The sequence below is a fragment of the Lysinibacillus sp. NPDC056232 genome, assembly GCF_042267565.1.
GTDB lineage: Bacteria > Bacillota > Bacilli > Bacillales_A > Planococcaceae > Lysinibacillus.
The window spans coordinates 163,810-185,431 of record NZ_JBHJTF010000005.1 but is presented as its reverse complement, the minus strand read 5'-3'; the positions used below and the strand labels follow the sequence as shown (position 1 = coordinate 185,431).

The 21,622-nt window shown below is 36.3% G+C and carries 25 protein-coding genes and 1 riboswitch; of the genes, 13 read left to right on the top strand and 12 right to left on the bottom strand.

Annotated elements, in window-relative coordinates; translation table 11 throughout:
* Nucleotides 1–374 precede the first annotated feature (374 nt).
* Genes ACFCYJ_RS06335 through ACFCYJ_RS06320 form a run of 4 tightly spaced genes read right to left on the bottom strand, consistent with a single transcriptional unit; the run spans nucleotide 375 to nucleotide 4,122 of the window.
* Nucleotides 375–1,382, bottom strand: a complete 1,008-nt coding sequence (locus tag ACFCYJ_RS06335) for a FecCD family ABC transporter permease (RefSeq protein WP_376072167.1) — start codon at nucleotides 1,380–1,382, stop codon at nucleotides 375–377.
* Nucleotides 1,375–2,376, bottom strand: a complete 1,002-nt coding sequence (locus ACFCYJ_RS06330; RefSeq protein ID WP_376072165.1) for a FecCD family ABC transporter permease — start codon at nucleotides 2,374–2,376, stop codon at nucleotides 1,375–1,377. Before ACFCYJ_RS06330 ends, ACFCYJ_RS06335 begins: the two co-directional genes overlap by 8 nt.
* A gap of 25 nt (nucleotides 2,377–2,401) precedes the next feature.
* A complete protein-coding gene (locus ACFCYJ_RS06325; RefSeq protein WP_376072163.1) occupies nucleotides 2,402–3,319 on the bottom strand; it encodes an iron-hydroxamate ABC transporter substrate-binding protein in 918 nt (305 codons plus the stop codon).
* A 14-nt stretch (nucleotides 3,320–3,333) separates the two neighbouring features.
* Entirely contained in the window at nucleotides 3,334–4,122 is a 789-nt protein-coding gene (locus tag ACFCYJ_RS06320; RefSeq protein WP_376072161.1) for an ABC transporter ATP-binding protein, read from the bottom strand.
* Nucleotides 4,123–4,531: 409 nt separating this feature from the next.
* Here ACFCYJ_RS06320 and ACFCYJ_RS06315 point away from each other — a divergent pair, with 409 nt between their 5' ends.
* Nucleotides 4,532–5,572 (top strand): NAD(P)/FAD-dependent oxidoreductase, encoded by a 1,041-nt coding sequence (locus ACFCYJ_RS06315; RefSeq protein ID WP_376072159.1) that lies wholly within the window; start codon nucleotides 4,532–4,534, stop codon nucleotides 5,570–5,572.
* Nucleotides 5,573–5,700: 128 nt separating this feature from the next.
* Here the strand turns inward: ACFCYJ_RS06315 and ACFCYJ_RS06310 are convergent, their stop codons facing one another.
* Nucleotides 5,701–5,943: a hypothetical protein gene (locus ACFCYJ_RS06310; protein WP_376072156.1), complete on the bottom strand. Its 243-nt coding sequence runs from the start codon at nucleotides 5,941–5,943 to the stop codon at nucleotides 5,701–5,703.
* Between the two features lie 185 nt (nucleotides 5,944–6,128).
* Here ACFCYJ_RS06310 and ACFCYJ_RS06305 point away from each other — a divergent pair, with 185 nt between their 5' ends.
* Nucleotides 6,129–6,875, top strand: coding sequence for a class I SAM-dependent methyltransferase (locus ACFCYJ_RS06305; protein ID WP_376072187.1), 747 nt, complete (start codon nucleotides 6,129–6,131; stop codon nucleotides 6,873–6,875).
* A gap of 269 nt (nucleotides 6,876–7,144) precedes the next feature.
* Here ACFCYJ_RS06305 and ACFCYJ_RS06300 read toward each other — a convergent pair whose 3' ends face one another.
* Nucleotides 7,145–7,480, bottom strand: a complete 336-nt coding sequence (locus ACFCYJ_RS06300) for a TetR-like C-terminal domain-containing protein (protein ID WP_376072153.1) — start codon at nucleotides 7,478–7,480, stop codon at nucleotides 7,145–7,147.
* 191 nt (nucleotides 7,481–7,671) lie between these two features.
* Between ACFCYJ_RS06300 and ACFCYJ_RS06295 the strand changes: the two genes are divergently transcribed.
* The 3 genes from ACFCYJ_RS06295 (at nucleotide 7,672) to ACFCYJ_RS06285 (ending at nucleotide 10,527) form a co-directional block, all read left to right on the top strand.
* Entirely contained in the window at nucleotides 7,672–8,802 is a 1,131-nt protein-coding gene (locus tag ACFCYJ_RS06295; protein WP_376072151.1) for a DUF418 domain-containing protein, read from the top strand.
* Between the two features lie 124 nt (nucleotides 8,803–8,926).
* A complete protein-coding gene (locus ACFCYJ_RS06290; RefSeq protein WP_376072148.1) occupies nucleotides 8,927–9,925 on the top strand; it encodes a histidine kinase in 999 nt (332 codons plus the stop codon).
* Nucleotides 9,922–10,527, top strand: a complete 606-nt coding sequence (locus ACFCYJ_RS06285) for a response regulator transcription factor (protein ID WP_376072146.1) — start codon at nucleotides 9,922–9,924, stop codon at nucleotides 10,525–10,527. The genes ACFCYJ_RS06290 and ACFCYJ_RS06285 overlap by 4 nt, the downstream gene beginning before the upstream one ends.
* 57 nt (nucleotides 10,528–10,584) lie before the next feature.
* On the opposite strand, the gene ACFCYJ_RS06280 is transcribed toward ACFCYJ_RS06285, so the two are convergent.
* From ACFCYJ_RS06280 to ACFCYJ_RS06255, 6 genes are all read right to left on the bottom strand, one after another.
* The gene (locus ACFCYJ_RS06280; RefSeq protein ID WP_376072143.1) at nucleotides 10,585–11,943 is read right to left on the bottom strand and encodes a PepSY-associated TM helix domain-containing protein; all 1,359 of its coding nucleotides are present in this window, start codon (nucleotides 11,941–11,943) and stop codon (nucleotides 10,585–10,587) included.
* A 190-nt stretch (nucleotides 11,944–12,133) separates the two neighbouring features.
* Nucleotides 12,134–13,153: a 2,3-butanediol dehydrogenase gene (locus tag ACFCYJ_RS06275; RefSeq protein WP_376072140.1), complete on the bottom strand. Its 1,020-nt coding sequence runs from the start codon at nucleotides 13,151–13,153 to the stop codon at nucleotides 12,134–12,136.
* A gap of 16 nt (nucleotides 13,154–13,169) precedes the next feature.
* Nucleotides 13,170–13,829, bottom strand: coding sequence for a TetR/AcrR family transcriptional regulator (locus ACFCYJ_RS06270; RefSeq protein ID WP_376072138.1), 660 nt, complete (start codon nucleotides 13,827–13,829; stop codon nucleotides 13,170–13,172).
* Between the two features lie 478 nt (nucleotides 13,830–14,307).
* Nucleotides 14,308–14,490 carry a hypothetical protein gene (locus ACFCYJ_RS06265; RefSeq protein WP_376072136.1) on the bottom strand — a complete coding sequence of 61 codons (183 nt, stop codon included), beginning with the start codon at nucleotides 14,488–14,490 and terminating at the stop codon, nucleotides 14,308–14,310.
* A 61-nt stretch (nucleotides 14,491–14,551) separates the two neighbouring features.
* Nucleotides 14,552–14,674, bottom strand: coding sequence for a hypothetical protein (locus tag ACFCYJ_RS06260; RefSeq protein WP_376072133.1), 123 nt, complete (start codon nucleotides 14,672–14,674; stop codon nucleotides 14,552–14,554).
* Between the two features lie 30 nt (nucleotides 14,675–14,704).
* Nucleotides 14,705–14,895, bottom strand: a riboswitch (cobalamin riboswitch).
* Nucleotides 14,896–15,592: 697 nt separating this feature from the next.
* Nucleotides 15,593–15,742: a hypothetical protein gene (locus ACFCYJ_RS06255; protein WP_370047262.1), complete on the bottom strand. Its 150-nt coding sequence runs from the start codon at nucleotides 15,740–15,742 to the stop codon at nucleotides 15,593–15,595.
* Nucleotides 15,743–16,107: 365 nt separating this feature from the next.
* Here ACFCYJ_RS06255 and ACFCYJ_RS06250 point away from each other — a divergent pair, with 365 nt between their 5' ends.
* The 8 genes from ACFCYJ_RS06250 to ACFCYJ_RS06215 all read left to right on the top strand — a co-directional run bounded on the left by ACFCYJ_RS06250 (nucleotide 16,108) and on the right by ACFCYJ_RS06215 (nucleotide 21,509).
* A complete protein-coding gene (locus ACFCYJ_RS06250; protein ID WP_376072131.1) occupies nucleotides 16,108–16,479 on the top strand; it encodes a hypothetical protein in 372 nt (123 codons plus the stop codon).
* Nucleotides 16,480–16,656: 177 nt separating this feature from the next.
* Nucleotides 16,657–17,007: a DUF3221 domain-containing protein gene (locus ACFCYJ_RS06245; RefSeq protein ID WP_376072128.1), complete on the top strand. Its 351-nt coding sequence runs from the start codon at nucleotides 16,657–16,659 to the stop codon at nucleotides 17,005–17,007.
* Nucleotides 17,008–17,251: 244 nt separating this feature from the next.
* On the top strand, nucleotides 17,252–17,557 hold the full coding sequence (locus tag ACFCYJ_RS06240; protein ID WP_376072125.1) for a hypothetical protein: 306 nt from the start codon (nucleotides 17,252–17,254) through the stop codon (nucleotides 17,555–17,557).
* Between the two features lie 244 nt (nucleotides 17,558–17,801).
* On the top strand, nucleotides 17,802–17,963 hold the full coding sequence (locus ACFCYJ_RS06235; RefSeq protein WP_376072122.1) for a YjcZ family sporulation protein: 162 nt from the start codon (nucleotides 17,802–17,804) through the stop codon (nucleotides 17,961–17,963).
* A gap of 517 nt (nucleotides 17,964–18,480) precedes the next feature.
* Nucleotides 18,481–19,053 carry a TetR/AcrR family transcriptional regulator gene (locus ACFCYJ_RS06230; RefSeq protein ID WP_376072119.1) on the top strand — a complete coding sequence of 191 codons (573 nt, stop codon included), beginning with the start codon at nucleotides 18,481–18,483 and terminating at the stop codon, nucleotides 19,051–19,053.
* A 17-nt stretch (nucleotides 19,054–19,070) separates the two neighbouring features.
* Entirely contained in the window at nucleotides 19,071–19,469 is a 399-nt protein-coding gene (locus ACFCYJ_RS06225; protein WP_376072118.1) for a DUF5367 domain-containing protein, read from the top strand.
* 59 nt (nucleotides 19,470–19,528) lie between these two features.
* Nucleotides 19,529–19,891: a VOC family protein gene (locus ACFCYJ_RS06220; protein ID WP_376072116.1), complete on the top strand. Its 363-nt coding sequence runs from the start codon at nucleotides 19,529–19,531 to the stop codon at nucleotides 19,889–19,891.
* A 685-nt stretch (nucleotides 19,892–20,576) separates the two neighbouring features.
* Nucleotides 20,577–21,509, top strand: a complete 933-nt coding sequence (locus ACFCYJ_RS06215; protein WP_376072113.1) for a C40 family peptidase — start codon at nucleotides 20,577–20,579, stop codon at nucleotides 21,507–21,509.
* Nucleotides 21,510–21,622: the final 113 nt, after the last annotated feature.

Below are 21,622 nucleotides of genomic sequence, written 5' to 3'. Positions count from 1 at the left end.
TCCGTCGCTCTGAGACTTTCATCCGTCGAGGGGGCCTCGCTTTCCGTCGCCGCTAATTCTATCGGTCTCCCTGGGATTGCTTTCCGTCGGTGCCGTAGTTCTTTCCGTCGCTCTGAGACTTTTATCCGTCGAGGGGGCCTCGCTTTCCGTCGCCGCCGGAGTTCTTTCCGTCGCTCTATGACTTCTATCCGTCGGTGGGGCCTCGCTTTCCGTCGATGTCGCAGTTCTTTCCGTCGCCGCTAATTCTATCCGTCACCTTGGGATTGCTTTCCGTCGATGTCGATGTTCTTTCCGTCGCTCGGAGACTTCTATCCGTCGGGGGGCCTCGCTTTTCATAAAGCCTTACAACAAAAAAACCGAACAGCCAAAGCCATTCAGTCGTTTTTTCGTAGTAAATATAAAAAATAAGGTGCGCCGATACATGCTACGACAATACCTGCTGGTACTGTTGCACTTGAAATAGCTACGCGGCCAATTGTATCCGCTAGCATTAGTAAGCTTGCACCGATAAACAATGTCAGGGGTAGAAAGAACTGGTAGCGTGGTCCGACAAGCTGTTTTGCAATATGTGGAGCCATCAGACCGATAAAGGCAATGCCTCCTGTGACCGATACAGCAGCCGCAGCTAATGCGACAGAGACAACTAATAATTGCAAACGCTCTCGGCCGATATTCAAGCCTAAGCCAACTGCCGTTTGTTCGGTCATCGCAAGTACATTCAACACATTTGCTTTATACAAAATAAATGGAATGCCTAGCGCAAGCCAAGGCAATAAAGCCCAGAAAAATGGCCAGTCTGCACCCCAAACATTGCCCGCAAGCCATTGCGCGATAAATTGAACATCACTACGCTCAGCAGAGGAAATTAATAGGATCATTACACCAGATAAGGCGGATGCTACACCTACCCCGACTAAAATGAGTTGAACCGGCTGTACACCTTCATTGCGCTTATACGAGAAAAAGTAAATGCAGAGTGCCGTTAATAAAGCGCTGACAAATCCTATAAGTGGTAACACATACGCGAAATGAGGTAAATCACCATTAACAAGGAGATAAAATAGCGTAATCCCAACACCTGCACCTGCATTAATCCCAATAATACCAGGGTCCGCTAAATCATTACGTGTCACGCCTTGCAAAACGGCACCAGCCAATGCTAACGCCATCCCTGCTGCTGCCAGCACAAACAATCTCGGCAAGCGAACAGAAAACAATACGAATGATTCTTTGAAGCTGCCGTCTCCAAACAAAATCGGTATTATACGATCAATCGAAACCGAAGCTGCCCCCATTGAAATACCCATTACAAAAATAGCTATTGTTAATAGCATCCAAACCATTAACCATCTACGTTGTTTTTTTCGTCCGACATTAAACAATTTGACGACCTCCCTTCCGAACAAGAAGTAAGAAGAACGGAAGGCCGATTATAGAAATAATGGCAACTACCGGTGTTTCATATGGAGCATTAATCATTCTACCCGCAAAATCCGCTGTTACCATCAACCACCCACCGATAATAGCACTCATCGGCAAGACAAATCGATAGTCTTTCCCAACAACTGCGCGGACCACATGGGGTACCATTAGCCCAACAAAAGCTAAATTACCTACTAGCGCCACTGCGGATCCTGCAAGAATTACTACTACAAACATCATAATTCCTTTGATGACTGTTGTATTTTGTCCTAACCCGACAGCTACTTCTTCATTTAAACTTAAAATGGTTAGCTGACGACTAAACACAAACGCGATTACTAAACCTATTACAATTACAGGAACTATTATTAAAGATTGCCATGTAGTGCCAATTAAACCACCACTCGTCCACATCGAAACATCTTTTGAAATTTGAAATAATATTCCCGTCCCATCTGCTATTGCTTGTAATAGGGCGGATACAGCTGCCCCAGCTAAGACTAACTTTAATGGAGAAAAGCCATTTTTCGTTGAAGCGCCAATACCATAGACAACAATCATCCCTACACCAGCACCTACGAAACATGAAATAATAAGCATATAATACGAGGTATTTGGGATGAATGCCATCGTCAATGCAAGTGCTGCATTCGCACCTGCTGTGAGGCCAAGAAGCCCTGGATCCGCTAATGGATTTCTTGTCACTCCTTGCATAATAGCCCCAGCAACTGCGAGCGCACTACCTACAAAAATAGCAGCAATAATACGAGGAAATCGAATTTCACGTAAAATAGCATAATGCTTGCCACCGTCTTGTCCGACAATCGCTTGATAGACATCTTCAATACTCGTATTTGCCGCGCCGACACAAAGTGAGATCGTAACTGTCACTGCTAATAAGATCAGTGCAAGCAATACCTGAAGCCAAAATGGGAAATGTCGAAACTTTATCATTTACCTTCGCTACTCTCTACTGAAATTATTGTAAAAATTTCTTTTCAAAGAAATCTAGTTGATATTCTAAAGTGATCGGGTCATTAAAGTAAAACTCGTTGCCATTCACTTCAAATAAATGACCATTCTTCACCGCTTCTAAATCCTTAAACCATGCAGCATTTTTAATGGCGCTATCTTCACCTTTAAACGTACTAAAAATCACATAGTCACCTGCATATTCATTTAATACCTCTGTAGAAATTGCAAAATAACCTGGTTTTAAAGCATCTGCTTTTACTTTTTCAGGCATTTTCAAACCCATTTCTTGATATAAAATTTCAGTTCCTCGACCCCAGTTATCTCCATACACATACATTTGTTTATTAAACATTTCTGCGACAGTAACCGTTGCATTCTCACCGATTTTTTCTTTAATTTTCGTACCCGCTTCTGCAGCACGTTCTTTAAAATCTTTTACCCAATCTGTTGCTTCTTTTTCTTTGTTGACAGATTTACCAATTTCGATAAATTGCTGTAAATAATCAACCTTACCATAAGTAAATAATACAGTTGGTGCGATTTCCGCTAATTTATCCGCATTTTCAATACCATTTAAACCAATAATCAAATCTGGCTCAAGTTCGATAATTTTTTCAATATCTGTGTTCTCAACAACTACTGCATCTTTAATATCATCTTGGAAATTTGGATTATCTGCAGCCCATGAGTCAACACCTACTACATTAACGCCAAGCTGTAATAAATCCCCAACGAATGACGATAACACAACTACACGTTTAGGATTTGCTGGTACTTCAATTGGCCCAGATTCTGATTGATAGGTAATCGTTTCTGCAGATGCTTTATCTTGAGAGCCCTCATCCGCCTTCTCTTCTTTATTGCCGCACGCTGCAAGCACTAGTACGACCATCATAAACATTGGTAATAACCACTTTTTCATAAATATATCTCCTTTTATACGGTTTGTAATAAGTTATATGTAATGCACATTGGCTTATCTGTACGTGGATCCTTTCCAATGACTGCATCAATATTAAACACTTTTTCTAATACTTCAGGTACTATAACTTCCTCTGCAGTACCAAACTTCACAAGCTCTCCTTTTGATAGCGCAACAATATAATCTGAAAAACGTGCTGCCTGATTTAAATCATGTAGCACCATAACAATTGTGCGTCCTTCTTCTTCGTTAAGCTTGTACAGTAATTCTAAAACCTCTAACTGATGGGCCATATCTAAATAAGTTGTTGGCTCATCTAAAAAAATAATATCGGTTTCTTGCGCTAATGCCATCGCAATCCACACTCGTTGACGCTGTCCACCTGATAAGGCATCAACCGTATTCTGACGAAAGTCATCCGTTTTAGTTACCTTTAAGGCCCAGTCGATCATTTCTTTATCCTTTTGCGATAAATTACCGAAGCCCTTTTGATATGGAAATCGACCGTAGGATACAAGCTCTTCCACTGTTAAACCATGTGCACTTTCCGGACTTTGTGGCAATATAGCCAGCTCTTTCGCCAATTCTTTTGTATTCATCTCGGAAATATTTTGACCGTCTAATATGACTTGTCCACTCTTATGCTTCAAAATCCTTGTAATAGCCTTTAAAAGTGTAGATTTACCACAGCCATTGGAACCAATGATGGTCGTTATTTTACCGTCTGGAATTTGTAGCGATAAATCGTGCACAATCGTTTTGTCCTCATAGCCGATACGAATCGATTCAACTTGTAAACGCACAACGTAACCTCTCTTTCCTTTTTGTTCTTTCCATGCTATGATAACGATTAACCGATAATGATAATCATTATCACTAAAGTTAGTCTAGTTTTCTTATAAAGTTTTGTCAAATACTTTTTAACTTCTTTCAGCAATTCTTTTCTGTAGCGAAAGCAAAGCGTCAGCTACAAATCTCATTTGTAAGGTGGTGAGATGAGTGCAAATTTAAGTTACTTTTCAGCGGGTGTCCAAACATCTGTACCTGTCGCTACGCTTTCGGCACAAAAGACATCTGCTGAAAGAAGTTAAAGCCTCCGGCGGATGTCACGGAATCGGAAAGGAGTTCTTTGTGCTTGCACAAAGCCGATTCCGGACGCAATTATGCCAAGGCATAATTGATTATTTATTTTTTAAGGATGTGGTGATATAAATGCAACATTTATACGATGTAACGATTATTGGCGGTGGTCCCGCAGGCCTATACAGTGCCTTTTATAGTGGTTTACGAGGATTGAAAACGAAATTAATTGAGAGTCAACAACAGCTTGGTGGGAAAGTATTACTTTATCCTGAAAAACTAATTTGGGATATTGGTGGTCACCCCCCTGTCTTAGGCGAACAATTTGCGAAACAGCTAATTGCGCAGGCAAAAACTTTTGATCCAACCGTTTTAACAGGCACAAAAGTCGATTTTATCGAGCGCCAAGATGATATTTTTGTTCTACATACTGCGCAAGGAGATAAACATTATTCTAAAACAGTTCTTTTAGCAGTTGGTGGTGGTATTATTAACCCTCAAAAGCTTTCACTAGAAGGTGCAGAAAAATATGAAATGACTAATTTACACTATACCGTGCAGTCTTATCGACATTTTGTGGACAAGGAAATTATTATTTCGGGAGGCGGAAATGCAGCGATCGACTGGGCCGTTGAACTAAGTACTATCGCAAAAAACGTAACTGTTGTTTATCGTAAAGATACGTTATCGGCCCATGAGGCAACAATTCAAGAGGCTTTAGACGCAGGAGTAAAAATTGAATGTAATACTATTATTACTAAACTAACTGCTAATGCTGACAAAACAGCTATCCAATTAGTGACATGTGAAAACACAAAAACAAAACAAAGCTATACGCGTCAAATCGATGAAGTCATTGTTAGTCATGGCTATAACCGTGAAGCATCATTAGAATTGGATCAAGTAATCACCATTCCTAAAAAAGATAATTACTATTTTGAAGGGAAAGCAACGGGAGAAACCACTCAGCCTGGAATTTTTGCAGCGGGTGATATATTAGCGTTTAAAGGAAAAATCAATCTCCTTCTAGGTACTTTCCAGGATGCTGCCAATGCCGTGAACTCTATCAAAACGTATTTAGAGCCTACAGCCTATCGTCATGGGATCGTGTCATCACATAATGAAGTATTTAAAGAGAAAAATCGCTCTATTATTGAAAAGCAACTTAAATAAACATTAAAAACTAAATACAATGATTATTCACCCCTCTTAAGAAAAATTACTCTTCAGAGGGGTTCTAATTACACTCAAGTCTATCTTGCTAATTTTTATAAAGGCAAACTACGTTCCTTCGAAATAAACTATCTAAAGAAATTTAAAAATGCTCCCATTTGCCTTAGCATACCAACTCCATTTGTTATTGTTCCCGCATGGCCCATAATTGTATTTAAATGCTGTGGTAATCTTCCAAATCTAGAAATTTGGGGTTGTTGATTATGGTTAAAGAAAGGTTGCCCCCTTCTACCTTGAATAGGAGGGCCAAAACCTTGTCTATATCTTGGTGGGAATGGTCTCATTCTAGGATTCGGTGGATAAAATGGCATCAATTCACCCCCTATCAAATATCTTTTTACTAGTATACGTCTGTAATTTTTTATTGTTTAGACTATCGGAGAGAGTTGCTAAAAAAATGTATAGATATGTATTGTAAAAATGTTGAAGCCCAACTATTTATTATTCTCCCCTTCCTTTCTGTAAAGGTTCTTCATGACAGCTCAGGAACCAACCTATTTTTAATTTCATATTATACAAAAATACGAATAAAGAAGGGATTCCGATTAAAAATTCAAAGTATCTAGATTTTCTGTCCAAATTTGGCGTTGGCGGTGCGCATCCTGGTGGCATTAATCTAACAAAGGAAATATTCAAGGTAGAGAGCATTAACGAAAAGTCCCGCATTTTGGATGTAGGGTGTGGTACAGGCCAAACTTCTGCCTATTTGGCGGAGACATATAAAGCAAAAGTAACTGGTATTGATATCAATCCTGAAATGGTCGCAAAGGCTAAAAGGAGAATGAAAAAAAATCACTTACCCGTAAAAATAATTCAATGCTCTATAGAACAAGTACCATTACCTGATCATACATTTGACTTTATTATTTCTGAATCTGTTCTTTCTTTTGTCAATAAACCTAATGCCCTTAAAGAAATTTTTCGTTTATTAAAAAAAGGCGGTCGGTTTATTGCCATTGAATTTACTATTCATCAACCACTTGAAGAAAAAATTGAAAAGGAAATCAAAGAGTTTTATGGATTTGATTCTTGTTCAATGAAGAAAGATTGGGTAGCTTTGTTTAACCAGGCTGGTTTTAAAAAGATTCGTATACAAAAAAACAAATCAATCTTCTCCATTCCTGAACTTCATCACTCCAAGGATATTGCACCTGAACTTTATGAGGTAATGGATAAACATTTTGATATGAACTTAAAGTATGAAGGCGTTTTAGACTATAGAATTTATTCATGTACTAAATAGTGTGAGGATGTTATTTAACTTGAAAACATACTTCTTAACTACTATGTAAATGAGAAAGAGCAGCAGACTCGTTCAACGAAAAGTCTCCAACTCCAACATCAATTCTGTTCAACAATTTAAAGCGGGAAATTAATCCTCTGTGTCATTACCCGCTTCTTTCTTTTTTTCCCCCCCACTCAGAACATCCCTTTTAAAATGGAGCAAAATTTCCTCCTTAGTCATTCGTTTGCATATATTTATCTTCATTAATCGTCACTGCATGAATGCCCTCAATAAAAATCCCCCATCTGTTCAATAGAAGAGAATCCATGTAGAATACTTCGTAATCCTCTGACCAGATGAATCGCAATTTCTTCCTGCAAATGATAGGCATCTAGCACTTGAAGTACAAGTTGTACGACAGATTCTTGGGCTTGCTGTAATTCTTGATCGTTAGCATCTGGAAAGCGAGTGCTAGCATCATACACCCCTGGATGCTCTCTAACAAGTTGAAGATATGCTTTACTAATTGCACGAACGGCATCATCACCTGAACGTCCTACTGCAGCTTGAAGCATATATTCATTTAATTTTTTTACTTCTTGAATGGCTAACTTCTGCTTCAATTCATTTAATCCATCAAGATGGTTATACAAGGAAGATAAGGGCTTTTTATGCTAAATCACCGCTAGTTTTTGTTACCTGATACACCATAAAATGACACCTGTCATAAAGAACCTTTGACTGGTGTGAATATGTTTTTTCCTTTCATTTTCTTATCATTATTGTAAGAAAACAAAGAAAGAGTGATTCTATAATGAAAGTTCAACAAAGATTACCCTTAATCGATATGTTACGAGGCTTTGCTGTATTAGGGACACTCGGTACGAATATTTGGATTTTTGCTTATCTTGGAGATATTTCGTATATCACAACGAGTCATTATTCAGGTTGGTGGTCATTAAACGACTTTTTACGAATGGTAGTCCTATTTTTCGTAAACGGTAAACTCCTTGGTTTATTAACAATCATGTTTGGTGTAGGTCTAGAATTAAAATATCAGCAAGCCATGCGAAAAGGGAATGCTTGGCCAGGAATGTATATTTGGACGCTAGTCTTTTTATTTATGGAGGGGCTGATCCACTTTACCTTAGTTATGGAATACGATATTTTAATGAGCTATGCTGTGACAGCTATCATTGTTGCCTTTATTGTTAAATTTGGTGATAAAGCGATTAAACGAGCGTTATACGTTTTTGGTAGTTTCCATGCAGTAATGATTTTGCTTATTTTAGTCAGCGCATTGCTTGGTGCTAATGCTTCCTTTGCTGGACTCGATCCTGTTGTTAGTCTTTATGAGAATGGTACTTGGTTTGAGCAAATAAAATATCGTTTAACAAATTTTCTTTATTATAGAACGGAAGCTATTTTTATTATCCCAATGAATATCTTTTTATTTTTACTTGGTGTTAAGCTGATGAGAAATGGTGTATTTTCGCAAGATGACAAAGGACGTCAGGCGCGTCAAAGGCTATTCAAAATCGGTATTTTTATTGGGGTACCCTTGAACCTCCTAATCTTTATTCCTGGCGGAGCATTTGATTTTCCTGTTCGTTATTTATTTGCACCAATCCTATCTATTGGCTATATTGGTATATTAGGTAAAATGATAGAATATAAGAAGCTTGATTGGTTATGGAAGAGATTTGGCGAGATTGGGAAAATGTCTTTAAGTTGCTATGTGCTTCAAAATATTATTGCATCTATTATTTTCTATGGCTGGGGCTTAGGTTTAGGTGGAAAATTAAATAGTATTGAAGTGATCGGCATTTGGTTAACCCTCTCCCTTCTACAACTTTTCATTGCACATATTTGTATCAAGCATTTTCATGTTGGACCTATGGAATGGATTCGCAAACATGCCATTCAAAGTGTCACGCAGAAATAAAGGGTTGGTGTGAACTATAAAGATATATCCAAGAGATCAAGCAAAACACTATTTAATTCTAGATGTTGTATCGCTCGTTTTTTTATTTACCATGGTATTAAGTTCAAATTCTCAATTACCTTTATTGGCTAGAATATTAATCCTTATTTTATTTTTAATAGCATTCTATATTGCATTATGGAATCAAGATTGGCGTTTACTTTTTGCTTCCTTAATAGGCTTTACTCTTATTATCATACTGGGTATTTATGAAGGTTCTGCTATGTTAGTTTTCGGCTTTACCTTTGCCGATTTAATTGGGCGAGCTAAAAAGAAGTGGCATATTGCTTTAGGAATGATTGCCATTGCCCTTATGTTTTTTATAGTTATATGGTTTGAATCAGGAGCATCTTACAAATTACAATCCCAAGCATTAATACCCATCATGATCATTCAGCTACTATTTCCAATGCTAATTTACTACGTTGAAAAGTCCAAAAAATTACAATCAGAATTAACAGTGGTAAATACCCAGCTTGTTCAGCAAGAGGAAAGACAACGTATTGCGAGAGACCTCCACGATACAATTGGTCATACATTGACAATGATTAAAATAAAAACCGAACTAACATCAAAATTAGTCGACAAAGATACAATGCGTGTGAAAGATGAGCTAAATGATATTTTAGCAACAACACGAACTGCACTAAAGCAAGTAAGAGAATTAGTCTCCGATATGAATTTTATTTCGCTAGACAGTGAGCTTATTCTTTGTAAACAACATTTACAAACAGCGGATATCTCAATAAAAATCAAAAATAACTGTCCAAAGCTGCTACTAGCGAGTGTAGAAGAAACGATGCTGTCCTTATGTCTGCGGGAAGCTACTACAAATATTATTAAACATAGTCAAGCAAAAAAATGCCAAATAGCTATCAATGTTATAAATGGCGTTTTAACATTTAACATTATTGATGATGGTATCGGCTTACAAAACCAAGGGCACGGGAATGGTCTAACATCGATGAAAGAAAGAATGAATGCCCTTCAAGGACATGCTGTCATTAACAATTTACCGACAGGCGGAACAATTGTGACGTTAACACTGCCTATCCAACATTACAGAAAGGAACCAACTACATGATACGAGTATTACTAGCAGAGGATCAACAAATGTTACGGGGCGCCTTGTCTTCCTTGTTGTCGTTTGAGCCTGATATAAAAGTGATTGCAGAAGTTTCAGATGGTCAAAAAGCGTGGGAATATATTCAACATGAGCTACCAGATGTATGTGTTTTGGACATCGAAATGCCAAATCTTTCTGGGCTAGACCTTGCTGAAAGAATTAGACAGGCAAATTTACCGTGCAAGGTGATGATTGTTACTACCTTCGCCCGCCCTGGCTATTTGCAAAAAGCAATGGATTGTGAGGTACATGGGTATTTATTAAAGGATGAACCAATCGACTATTTGATTGAAACAATAAGAAAAGTGATGAATGATGAAAAAGTCGTCAGCAGAGATTTAGCAGCCACGTTGTTTATGAAAGAACAGAATCCATTGAATGAACGTGAAATTGCTGTTCTTCAGCTTGTAAAAGAAGGCCACTCTACAAATGAGATTAGTAAAAAGTTATTTTTAACGAAAGGCACTATTCGAAACTATTTATCCACCTCTATTCAAAAGCTACAAGTCGAATCTAGACAACAAGCAGTCCAAGTCGCCAGTGATAAAGGTTGGCTTTAAAAAAGAAAAGCGATACTGCATTCCTCTTCTATAAAGGATACAGTATCGCTTACTATTTTAATTGGCTTCTTTTTTATTTTTAGACACCAAATTTATGATTATTTCAATCAGTACGACAGCAATTAAAGAAAGGCCAAATAGTGGCATCAGTATTCCTAAAATAATCATGAAAATGATAAAAGGAATGGATATTTTTTGAGAGATTTTAGGTGGTGCAGATAGCATCCCTTGTTTTTTTCGTAGTAGCCATGTTCTAACTCCCCAAACAATAACTACTAAAAATGCTAGACATACTAGTAAATTGATTAATTTATTTGGCCAGCCAAACAAATGACCTTCATGTAAAGGAATTCCCCAAGTGAACCATTTAGCAAGAATACCATAGTCCTCATAGCCAACTTTGTCTATAAATTTCCCGCTATATTGATCAAAATACATTGTCGTTTCATCATCCGGACTAACATCAAGACCTGTCACACCTGTGTTACTAGATTTTGCAACCGTATAGACACCATCTTCACTAGTAGGATAAATAATAGCGTATGGTTTTGAAATATTCATTGCATCAATTTCATGTTGTAGCTTTTCCACACTTAGTTGGTTAGGGTTCGCAACATAGCCCATATCTGCCCCCATACCGTGATGGGCTGCATGTCCTGAATCTGACGTTGGAGGGGTTTCTTGACGAGTAGCCCAAGGAATCTCACTGACATCAGATGTTGGTGGCTGTTGCTGCAATAATGGCGTGCCGAAAGAAGGATGGTCTTGTGAAGCTTGGTAAATATATTTCCCCATAAACGCAGACCATGGTAAGCCTGTGAAAATAATAACAAGCATTGGAATCGTAATAATTGTCCCGACAAGGGCATGAAATTTCCTGCTCTTCTGACGTTTGTTTGTCTGCTTTGTTTTCTTTAGTAATTTTGCTTTAAACGTCATGTAAATGCCTGAAAGCATTAGAAAAATAGCCCAGCACGCAGCTAATTCGACTAAATAATTGACAACCGTCCCACCAATAAATAAGGAACTATGGGTATTTCTCATAATATTTGCAAATGTGTAACCAGCATCCTGACCACCAATAATTTGGTTATGATCATCTAAGAACACATATTTCTCTTTGCCATCTGCATTTTTCATCGATAAACGTGTATTGTATGGCTCTTCTAACTCTATAATTTTATTTGTTTTATAGCCAGCATATGATTCTTCTGCAAGTTTAACAGCATCATCAATGGATTGTACCTCGGTTTTTCCACTTTCACCAAAAAAGTATTTATCATATAACTGATTTTCAACATTGGTATAAAATAAAAAACCAATACCACTTAATGTTAGCGAAATAAGCAGTGGAGTAATAAATAATGCGGCATAAAAGTGCATTCGCCAAAAGCTTTGGTAAAGCGAGTTTTTCATGTTGTAGTCTCCAATCTATAATAATAAGCGCAAAATTATTATATAGATAAAAAGTGAAATAAGTATGAAGTCCTAGGGTTATTTTTATGACAAATATATGTATTCCTATTAAAATAATCAGGTTATACGCAAAGTAAAGTAGCCAAACTCAATCATTGTCAAGTTTGGCTACTCTATGTTTTCTATACTATTATAAATTCATATTCACAAGAATCTTACATTGGCTACGATCTTTTGCTAGTGCTTCAAAACCTTTTTCCACAATATCATCTAAGCTTATTTGATCTGTAATTACGGCATTTCCATCAATAACGCCTCTTGCAAGTAAACGAATAACTTCAGGGAATATATTAAAATAAGCAAATGAACCACTAATCTTTACTTCTGGTGAAACGACTGTATTAGGATTGAATTCAACAGGTCTTTCCCAAACACTGACGATTTTGAACTCGCCACCTGGATGTACAGAATTTACGCCACTTGTAAATGTAGCTTGAACACCAGCTGCGTCATAGGCTACTTCGACTCCACCGTTTGTTTTTTCACGGATAAAAGCAACTGCATCTGTTTCAATTGGATTAATGACATAAGTTGCACCTAGATCAAGTGCTTTTTGACGTCTTTCATCTGAAACTTCCACAACAAAAATTTCACTAGCACCCGCTGCTTTTACTGCTTGTAAAACTAACAATCCAATTGGACCAGCACCAAAAATAGCTGCTGTATCACCAAGTTTTAGCTGACTTTGTCGTACGGCATGTACCGCAACCGCTGTTGGTTCGACAAGTGCCCCTAGCTCTAAGCTCATATTATCTGGTAATTGATATACATTTTCTTCTCTGACAACTGCATATTCTGCAAAACCACCAGAAATTGTATATCCATAGGATTGTCCTTTTTTACACAGATTCGAGTAGCCACGTTTACAGTTATCACATTTCCCACATGGAATTGGTGGTTCAACCGCAACGCGATCACCTACTTTTGTATGTGTCACACCATCCGCAACTTCAACAACTACTCCAGCGAACTCATGCCCTAGTACTGGTTGTGTACGGAATGGATAGGCACCCCCTACGTATTCATGCATATCACTGCCACAAATACCTGCAAACTCAACTTTTACTTTGACCATTCCATGTTCTAATGCTGGAAGTGCTGCTTCTTCAACACGGATATCTTTTATTCCATATAATTTTGCTGCTTTCATTGTTAAAACCTTCTTTTCAATTTTTTGTATGAAGCCCATCTAATACGAAGCTTACTGCAAGATCCGCTATATGTTCAGGAGTTGTATCGAACGAAGAACGATTTAAAAACGGATTATTAAAGGAGAACATTAACGTTCCCATAATAAAATTTATTGCTATATCAATCGATTCAAAATCAATTGTCTTTTGCTCTTTACAGGCTACTAAAATAGCGCGGAGTTGCTCCCAAGATGGTAAAAAAACATCCTTTAGCATTTCTAATCTAGGACTATTCATGACAATCTCTTGCTGTAAAATATCAATCAATTCATGTTCGTTCATTCGATAAAGGACGAAATTTCTGCAAAAACTTTTAAGAGAATCTAATGAATCATTCAAGTCATAGTTTGCATTCATAAAGGTGTGACGAAGAGGTTCAAATAAAGCATTAAATACATTTTCTTTCCCACCAAAATGATATGAAACTAAGGCAAGAGAAACATTCGCCTCATCACAAATTTGCCTTACAGTAGTCCCATCAAATCCCCTTGAAGAAAAAAGAGATTTTGCGGCCTGTAAAATTTGGTCCTTTACTTCTTTATTTTTCTCATTTTGTACATCTAATTTTTTATTGATTAAGCTCACCTCTTTTTTGAACAAACGTTCAAAACAATTGTTCAACGTAATCTTACCCATGTATTTTTAGTATGTCAATCATTTAGCACGACTTTCTAAAATAGCTGAACGATGCATTTTTTCATTAGAAAAGGCTACTTAATGCCCCGTAAAATGGTGAACATTAAGTAGCCTTTGAACCTTGGTGAACACTAATAATCAGTGGGGATAATGCGTCCCCACTGATTAAAGTTTCACTTTATCCCGCTTTAACGGGCAGTATGTCTCCAAGCTTTAAAATTAAGCTATAGTGAAGAAGTTACATGGGGTTTAACTGCCCGTAGAAGCCCGATTGGTGAACACTAATAATCAGCGGGGATGATGCGTCCCCACTGATTAAAGTTTCACTTTATCCCGCTTCAACGGGCAATACCACTCCAAACTTTAAAATTAAGCTATAGCGAAGAAGTTACATGGGGTTTAACTGCCCGTAGAAGCCCGATTGGTGAACACTAATAATCAGTGGGGATAATGCGTCCCCACTGATTAAAGTTTCACTTTATCCAATTAGTTCTTTCATTACATTCGTATAAGCTGTTAAAATATCATGTTTATGAACAGCATCCTGCCCTACATATTGTTCAACTAGCTCCCCTAATGTTTGAGATGAACTTGTATACTGCTTTTCCATGATTTCAAATTTTAACAGACTTTCATAATACTCGATTACTTGTGGATTCATGTGTAACACTCCTTCATTTTTAGCATAAAAAAACATCTTTCCCTCTACAGAAAGATGTCTACTATGACAAATACACGACATAATACGGTGATTGACATGGCGAACAAAGCTTTCTATTAGCAATAGAAGCTACCTGTTCAGCAATCATCGTACTATGAGCATGCAGAAGAATTTCTCTAGTCACACTCAACACCCCCTATCCTCGTAGGTTTTTTGGTTGTACTAGATAAAGGCAGGTCTCCTGGCTTATGTTCATCACACCTTTCACCTTCCCATTACATTGCGTAACAGTGGTCTTTTGAAACGTGCTCCCATTTACAGTTGCGGGACAGCGTCGGGTTTGCACCGATCTTCCCTTTTAAACAAATCGAAATTCTGATTTGTACCTCTATCTTATTATTCCGTTTTTATTATTATACCATAGTGGTTTGTGTATATTGACACTATCCTAATAGATTACTAATATCTTTTGTAATGGAGTCAATTTTTAAAGTCAATTCAGCCACTTAAGCATCGTGTATTTCAGGTACATAATTTCCACCGAGGTTAATTTCATTTGATGATAATCCGATTAACTCTTTTACTTGCCCACAATATAAATGCACTTCAAATCAAATCTCCTTATGGTCAAATTTGTTGTCTCTATTAATAATACTACACACCATTTTTATCCATCGGTTAGCTTTTCTCTAATCAAAAAAGTGAAAGTCTCTATAGAAAAACTTTCACTCAATAAATTCATAAAAACCCCAGTAAAATGGGGACTCCCCGAAAGTTCACCAATAACTGTAAATAATAATCCTATACAAGCTTGCTAGAGTGAAGCCTATTCAAGTAAAAGGCTTACGTCATTCACATGCTTCATTTTTGATTAATGAGTATAATACTAATCCATTAATTATAAAAGATAGGCTAGGCCATGAAGATATAAAAACGACACTAAGCACTTACTCACACCTTTTTCCAAATGTAAATTTTGAGATTGCTAATTGTATTAGTGGGGCTATTAAATATACTACTTCTAATAAAATGTGGTACAAATTCTTCTCTTCATCTAAGAAAAACATAGGGAGATTTTAGTCTTCCTATGTTTTCATTCATATTATTTATCTGTTTGTTTTTGCTTCTTTTTCAAATACTCCGCACGTATTTTTTCAAGTTGCTGCTTTTTATCAAATTTGGCAGGCTTGTGTTTTTCATGATACTTTGTCACAGCTACCTTACCTTTGGTATCCAATTGATATTTCCCCACTTTGTTCACCTACTTTTCTTGTCTTTAAAGAAAATCTTTCAACAAATATAATATACCTTATTTTACTGAAGTAAACCTAGAAAATTCATAAAACTACTTGTCAACATCTGTGTCATGATTCTTTTTAGTCCTACTCATCCTATCCTCCTTTTTATTTACAAATTACTTCTTATGTAAATTATTTTATAGTAATATACGGATAAATCTACAATACTTTCCTTGATCTTTAATGATTGAATCGTTTATTGGATTTGGCTTTACAAATGAGTCAGTTGATACAACTGAAAATGACAAAGAAAAAGTATAGACTATAGCAAAACCTAAGAAAGAAACACCTGAAGAAAAAGTTGCACTTGAGGATAAAGATGAAAATGCAACCAATGTCCGAATACAAAATTGAAGAAGATGATTTTGGTAAAGGAATGTGGCGAGTAACATTGTCTACACCATCCACTGATGAAAAAAAATTAAGAGCATTGGTTGAGCAGACAAAAAAATTAGCTAAAGATAAGTTCAAAAATGTTAGCTCAATTTGGGTAAATGTTAAAACCGAAAATAGTGTTGCTAATACATATTCTGCAATGGCAAAAGTAGCACTTGATGATAAAGGAAAAGCAACTACTGGATTAAATGAAATTGGTGTATTTGAATTTAAATACAATGTAGATGAGACACACAAAACATCTACAGATGATATACAAAAACAAATATGGGTTATAGTGCAGATGATGTTCTAAAAGCATTCCAAGATGCTGGTTTAAGTACCCCGAAACCGTGAGACAATAGTCATAATTGTGTTGATTTAGAATGTACAAAAGTTATTACAACAGAAGCAGTTTAGTGGAATAAATTATCATAAAATTTGAAACAAAAATCACGAAATTCAGTCTAATTTATAAAAGGGCGTGATGATATTGAAAAAAATTAGCTTAATTTTATCTTTAATATTTTTATCAATAGGGTTATTAGGCTGTCAACAAAGTGGTAAAGAGGAGGAACTCAACAAAGAGATTTCAAAATCAACACAGGAAATAACAGATAAACCTACAATCATAGGCGAAATTGTTCAAATAGAAGGTGAAAGATTTTTAGTGGAAAACAAAACCGAAAAATTACCAGACGGGAGACCAGATGCGGTATGGTTTTCAACGGATGAAATGGAATCTTTAAAAGTGGGACTTATTGTTTCAGTTTGGACAAACGCAATAGAGGATAGTTATCCCCAACAAGCAAATGCGAAAAAAATTGAGATAAATGAATACTGAGAGAGATTAAACAAATAAGATATTAAACTAACTGGTGCTTTGAAGAATATTGAGCTGTTAAGACAGCTCTTGTTTTTTATTCAGCTAACGGTGCAGTTTAGTTGAAGAATTTAATAAGTTTAGTAGGGAGAGATTTGTTATTATAAAAAATAATTTGCTATTACTATTCCTGTTGGTTTTATTCTTGGGAGGATGTTCAAACAGTATTTTTGAAAATGATACTACAATTACAAGTATTGAGATTTTGAAATTCGCAAGTGCTTCACCAAGTCCTGAAGAATATAGCGTGCAAGAAGGTGAAGTTATTTCAGTCATTAAATCGAAAGAAGAAATAAAGCGACTTATTAATTCGATTGAAAGAGCAGAACAAGAAAGTACCGAAAGCATGAATATTGCATTGCCTAATCATTTAATTATATTTAAAGAAAACGAAAATGTAATCTTAACACTTGGCTATTATCCCAATATTAGTAATGCGAAGGATGAATTCCTTGATTTAGACAAAGATAAAATTTATATAACCAACGCACTGAATTTAATTCAAAAATGATAAATATTAATACCATCTTGTTCAACTAACAAGAACTTTACTTCAATAAGAATAGGACTTGCGTTTATGATTAATCTTCATATATGTAAGTCCTTTTGTTATGCTTCCCTTAACCCCCCTTTTAGCTTCACACATGGCTCGAATGATGTTCATAACTGGATTTTTATGCCTCTAGAAATGGATGAACATCCCGCCCCTTTTCTACAGTTAACATATTATATATTGTAGAAAGGAGGAGTTTTTTATGGGATACTACGGAAATATGGGGAACTTTAACAATTGTTATTCCTGTGGCTGTTACGGTGGCTATAGCCGCGGTACTGGTTCATCATTCGCTCTACTCGTCGTTCTATTCATTCTTCTAATTATTATTGGTGCTACTTTCATAAACAGAGAAAACTGTTAGCATATCAATACAAATCTACCAGCCTTTCGCACCTCTCTTATGACAAAGGGTCGCTACTACCTTGGTGACCCTTTAATAGTTTCATTCACCATATAGTTCAGTTATTTTTCAGTCCACGTATCACATATATTATATACTTTGCTTTCCCGTTCGGATAATTGAATACCGATTGTTCGTCGCGTACTTCACGTAATACTGGATTTGCTAAGATTTGTTCATCAATTCTCATTTCACTTTAAATCTTCTTATTGTTACACGTTCTCGGCTGTTTACATAAATATTCGATATAATGGCCAAGCTCTTCGTTTTCTGGAAGTATTGCCGTGTAATCCCCAGTGTTATTTGCTCGGAACATCTTTGCTGCGTAAATAATCCATGATATGGCCGTTCCATAGTATCTAGTATTATGTTGTGCTTCTAGCATTTATTTGTTGTGAATCCACACTTGTAAATTAAGTAATATTTTGTTATTTTATAGTTAGTTATCCAACTAACTAATAAAAAGGAGGTGTAATAGATGGCAAAACCTACTGGTATCGAAAAGTCAGATTTATTAACGGCTGCCAAGAAAAGTTTAGTAGAAAAAGGGATTGAAAAATTTACATTAAAGGCTGTTGCTGAGCAAGCTGGTGTGACACAGGGAACTATTTATTATCATTTCAAATCAAAAGAGCAAATAATTCTCGAAATTGTCCAAGACATCTGTGAAAATTCTTGGAATGAGATATTGACGACTGATCAACAAATGATTCAATCTGCACTTCTCTCTGCAAAAAGTCGGTATGAAAACGATGCTTTTTATCATAAATTATTTTTCTCTTTAATCGTCTTTGGCTTTACTAACCCAACTATTAAACAGCAAATTGGACAAATCCTAGCGTCTGAAAATGAACATTTATGTAACGTTTTAGACAGATTATGGGATACATCACCAATTGATGGTGTCTCAGCAGAAACTTGGAGCATTTTTCTCAACGCCCTTATTGACGGTTTAGCCATACAAGTGATGATGCGGGACGATTTCGATGTAGATGCATTCTATCAACAATTAGAAAAAATCCTGCTGACACTGTATCGTCTAGGAAAATAATTTGAGGAGGAACCACAATGCCATTCTTTTTATGCTGGGGGTTTGCGATTTGGCTTGTAGCAAGTGCTGTATTCCGATTAATGGGGAATTACTTTTTTATCCTTGAAGAACCTTTATTCATGATAGCCGCTTATATTTTAGCTATTCCGCTCGTATGGATAGCGACAATACCTATTTATTCTTTGAAAAAGATAAAGGGTACAGAGCGATTACAGGCTGCAACCTGTATCGCATTACCTGGAATGCTCATCGATGCAGTCGTATTATTAGTTTTCGATAATGTTTTTCCGAATTTATCAGCTGATTTAGATCGTTATTTCGCCTCATGGCTTCTATGGGCCTATTCCCTAATACTTATTACTGGTTTTATTAAGGCTCCATTCGTGAGGAAAAATACGATTTATTCGTCAAATTAAAGGATTTAGCAATATTATCCTAGAAGTAAGTATTGATTAGAATTAAGGGAGGAGAAAAAATGGTTATTGGCTTACATCACGTTCAAATAACAATTCCAAAAGGTGAAGAAGAAAAAGGGAGACATTTTTACTGTCAAGTATTAGGACTAAAAGAAATTGAAAAGCCTGATTCGCTTAAAGGACGAGGTGGATTTTGGTTACAAGTCGGCAATAAAGAGGTACATGTTGGGACAGAGGATGGCTTTGATAGATTAACAACAAAGGCTCATATTGCCTATCAAGTTAAAAATATAGAACAGTGGAAAAAGGCATTAGCCGAGCATCATATCGAAATTTTCGATTCAGTTCCAATTCCTCATTTTGACCGCTTTGAATTTAGGGATCCATTCGGTAATAGAGTGGAGATGATTCAGGAAATTTAAATAGCAAAACAGTTGAATAGAACGTTTTAACAAAATGTCATCCAACTTTTTAATTTTATCGGAACACTTTTACGTTTTATCGCCTAACTTTTTAGTTTTATCGACTAACTTTCACGTTTTATCATCCAACTTTTTAGTTTTATCGACTAACTTTTGCGTTTTATCACCCAACTTCTGAATTTTATCGACATCTGCCTTCCAAAAACAAAAAAAGATTTACACACAAAGCTGTCCGTTAAATCGTAGGCATAATGAGGGGTGGGAAACAGTTCGACGCTTGCTCCTAGTAGCTTAGAACGAAGCCCCCACTCATTATAAAGCTTCTCAATTAAGATCTTTGATCATTTTGTTTTCCAACCGTTATTTCTTGCTAGACCCCAAAGATGTGATTGTCGTTTCTCCTCCGTCATGTCTTTTAATGCCTCCTTCCACTGCTTAGAAATGCTTGTACTGCCTGCCCCTATTACCTTTCGTTTCTACAAATACTTCACCCAACTGAAACATTTGTAATAAAACTGTAAATTAAGGCGATGAAGCCTTTTATATCAGGTGTTTACAGTGAATTCCCATCCACTGTGGTAACAATTACCTCAAAGAAGCCCTACTTTTTCATGCTACGATTAATTCCAGTGGTAATCCAAATCAGGATTAATCCTAACAATAGCTTCAGGAGGAAATTAACAACATGAATAAACGATTTTTAACAACAACATTAGCATTGACGATCGGTTTTAGCACAGTGGGGATGGTACAACCAACTATTCACCCTATAGAAGTAGAGGCTGCAACAACAAATGCCCTGAATAACGCACAAGCAGTTAATACGAAAGCGGATCAACTAATTCAAACTGGAAAAAGCTTAATTGGTAAAGCGACATACAGTAATTCAGTATACAAGGCTACATATCCTTATAAGTTTTCTTGTGCTACATTTATCATGTACATTTTCGAGAAAAATGGTGTGGATATTGGGACTTATAATGAAGATTATATGATACAACAAGGAACATCTGTTAACAGAAATCAATTACAAAAAGGTGATTTACTATTCTTTAAGAGTAAAAAAACTGGGACAGACCCTGACCACGTTGGTATGTATATTGGGAACAATAAAATGATTCACATGGCTGATTCTAAACAAAATATTGTTATTTCTGATTTAAATAGCAAACCATATTATACAGATAATTATGTAGGGGCCCGTAGAGTATTACCTACATTACTTTCAGCTAATCCTGCTACGAAAGGCGATAAAATTGTTGAAAACGCCTTTAATTATAAAAATAAAGTAACGATGAGCTCTACTAATAATGAAGCAAGTCTTCGCTTTACAGCGCCAGGATATGTAGACTTTATCTATCGTAAGAGTGGAATTAAACTTGGTACAACCAATTTAAAGGAACTAATGAATGTTGGTACAACGGTTTCACGTACCAATTTAAAAAAGGGAGATTTGGTGTTCTTCAATAGTGCTAAAGGCTCTAAAACCCCTTCACTAGTAGCTATCTATGCAGGAGATCAACGTATTATCATTCCAAGTTCTAATGGTATTACTACAAGAGTACTAATGGTTGACTATTATAAAGAGCATTATATTACAGCAAAACGTGTTTTTTAAAAAAATTTACTAGAATCATTTCAAATGCTTCAAATTTGAGATGATCAACAGAATTACATGTTTTATATTGTATATAGAAAAAGAAGCATTCCTTAAGGAAGCTTCTTTTTCTT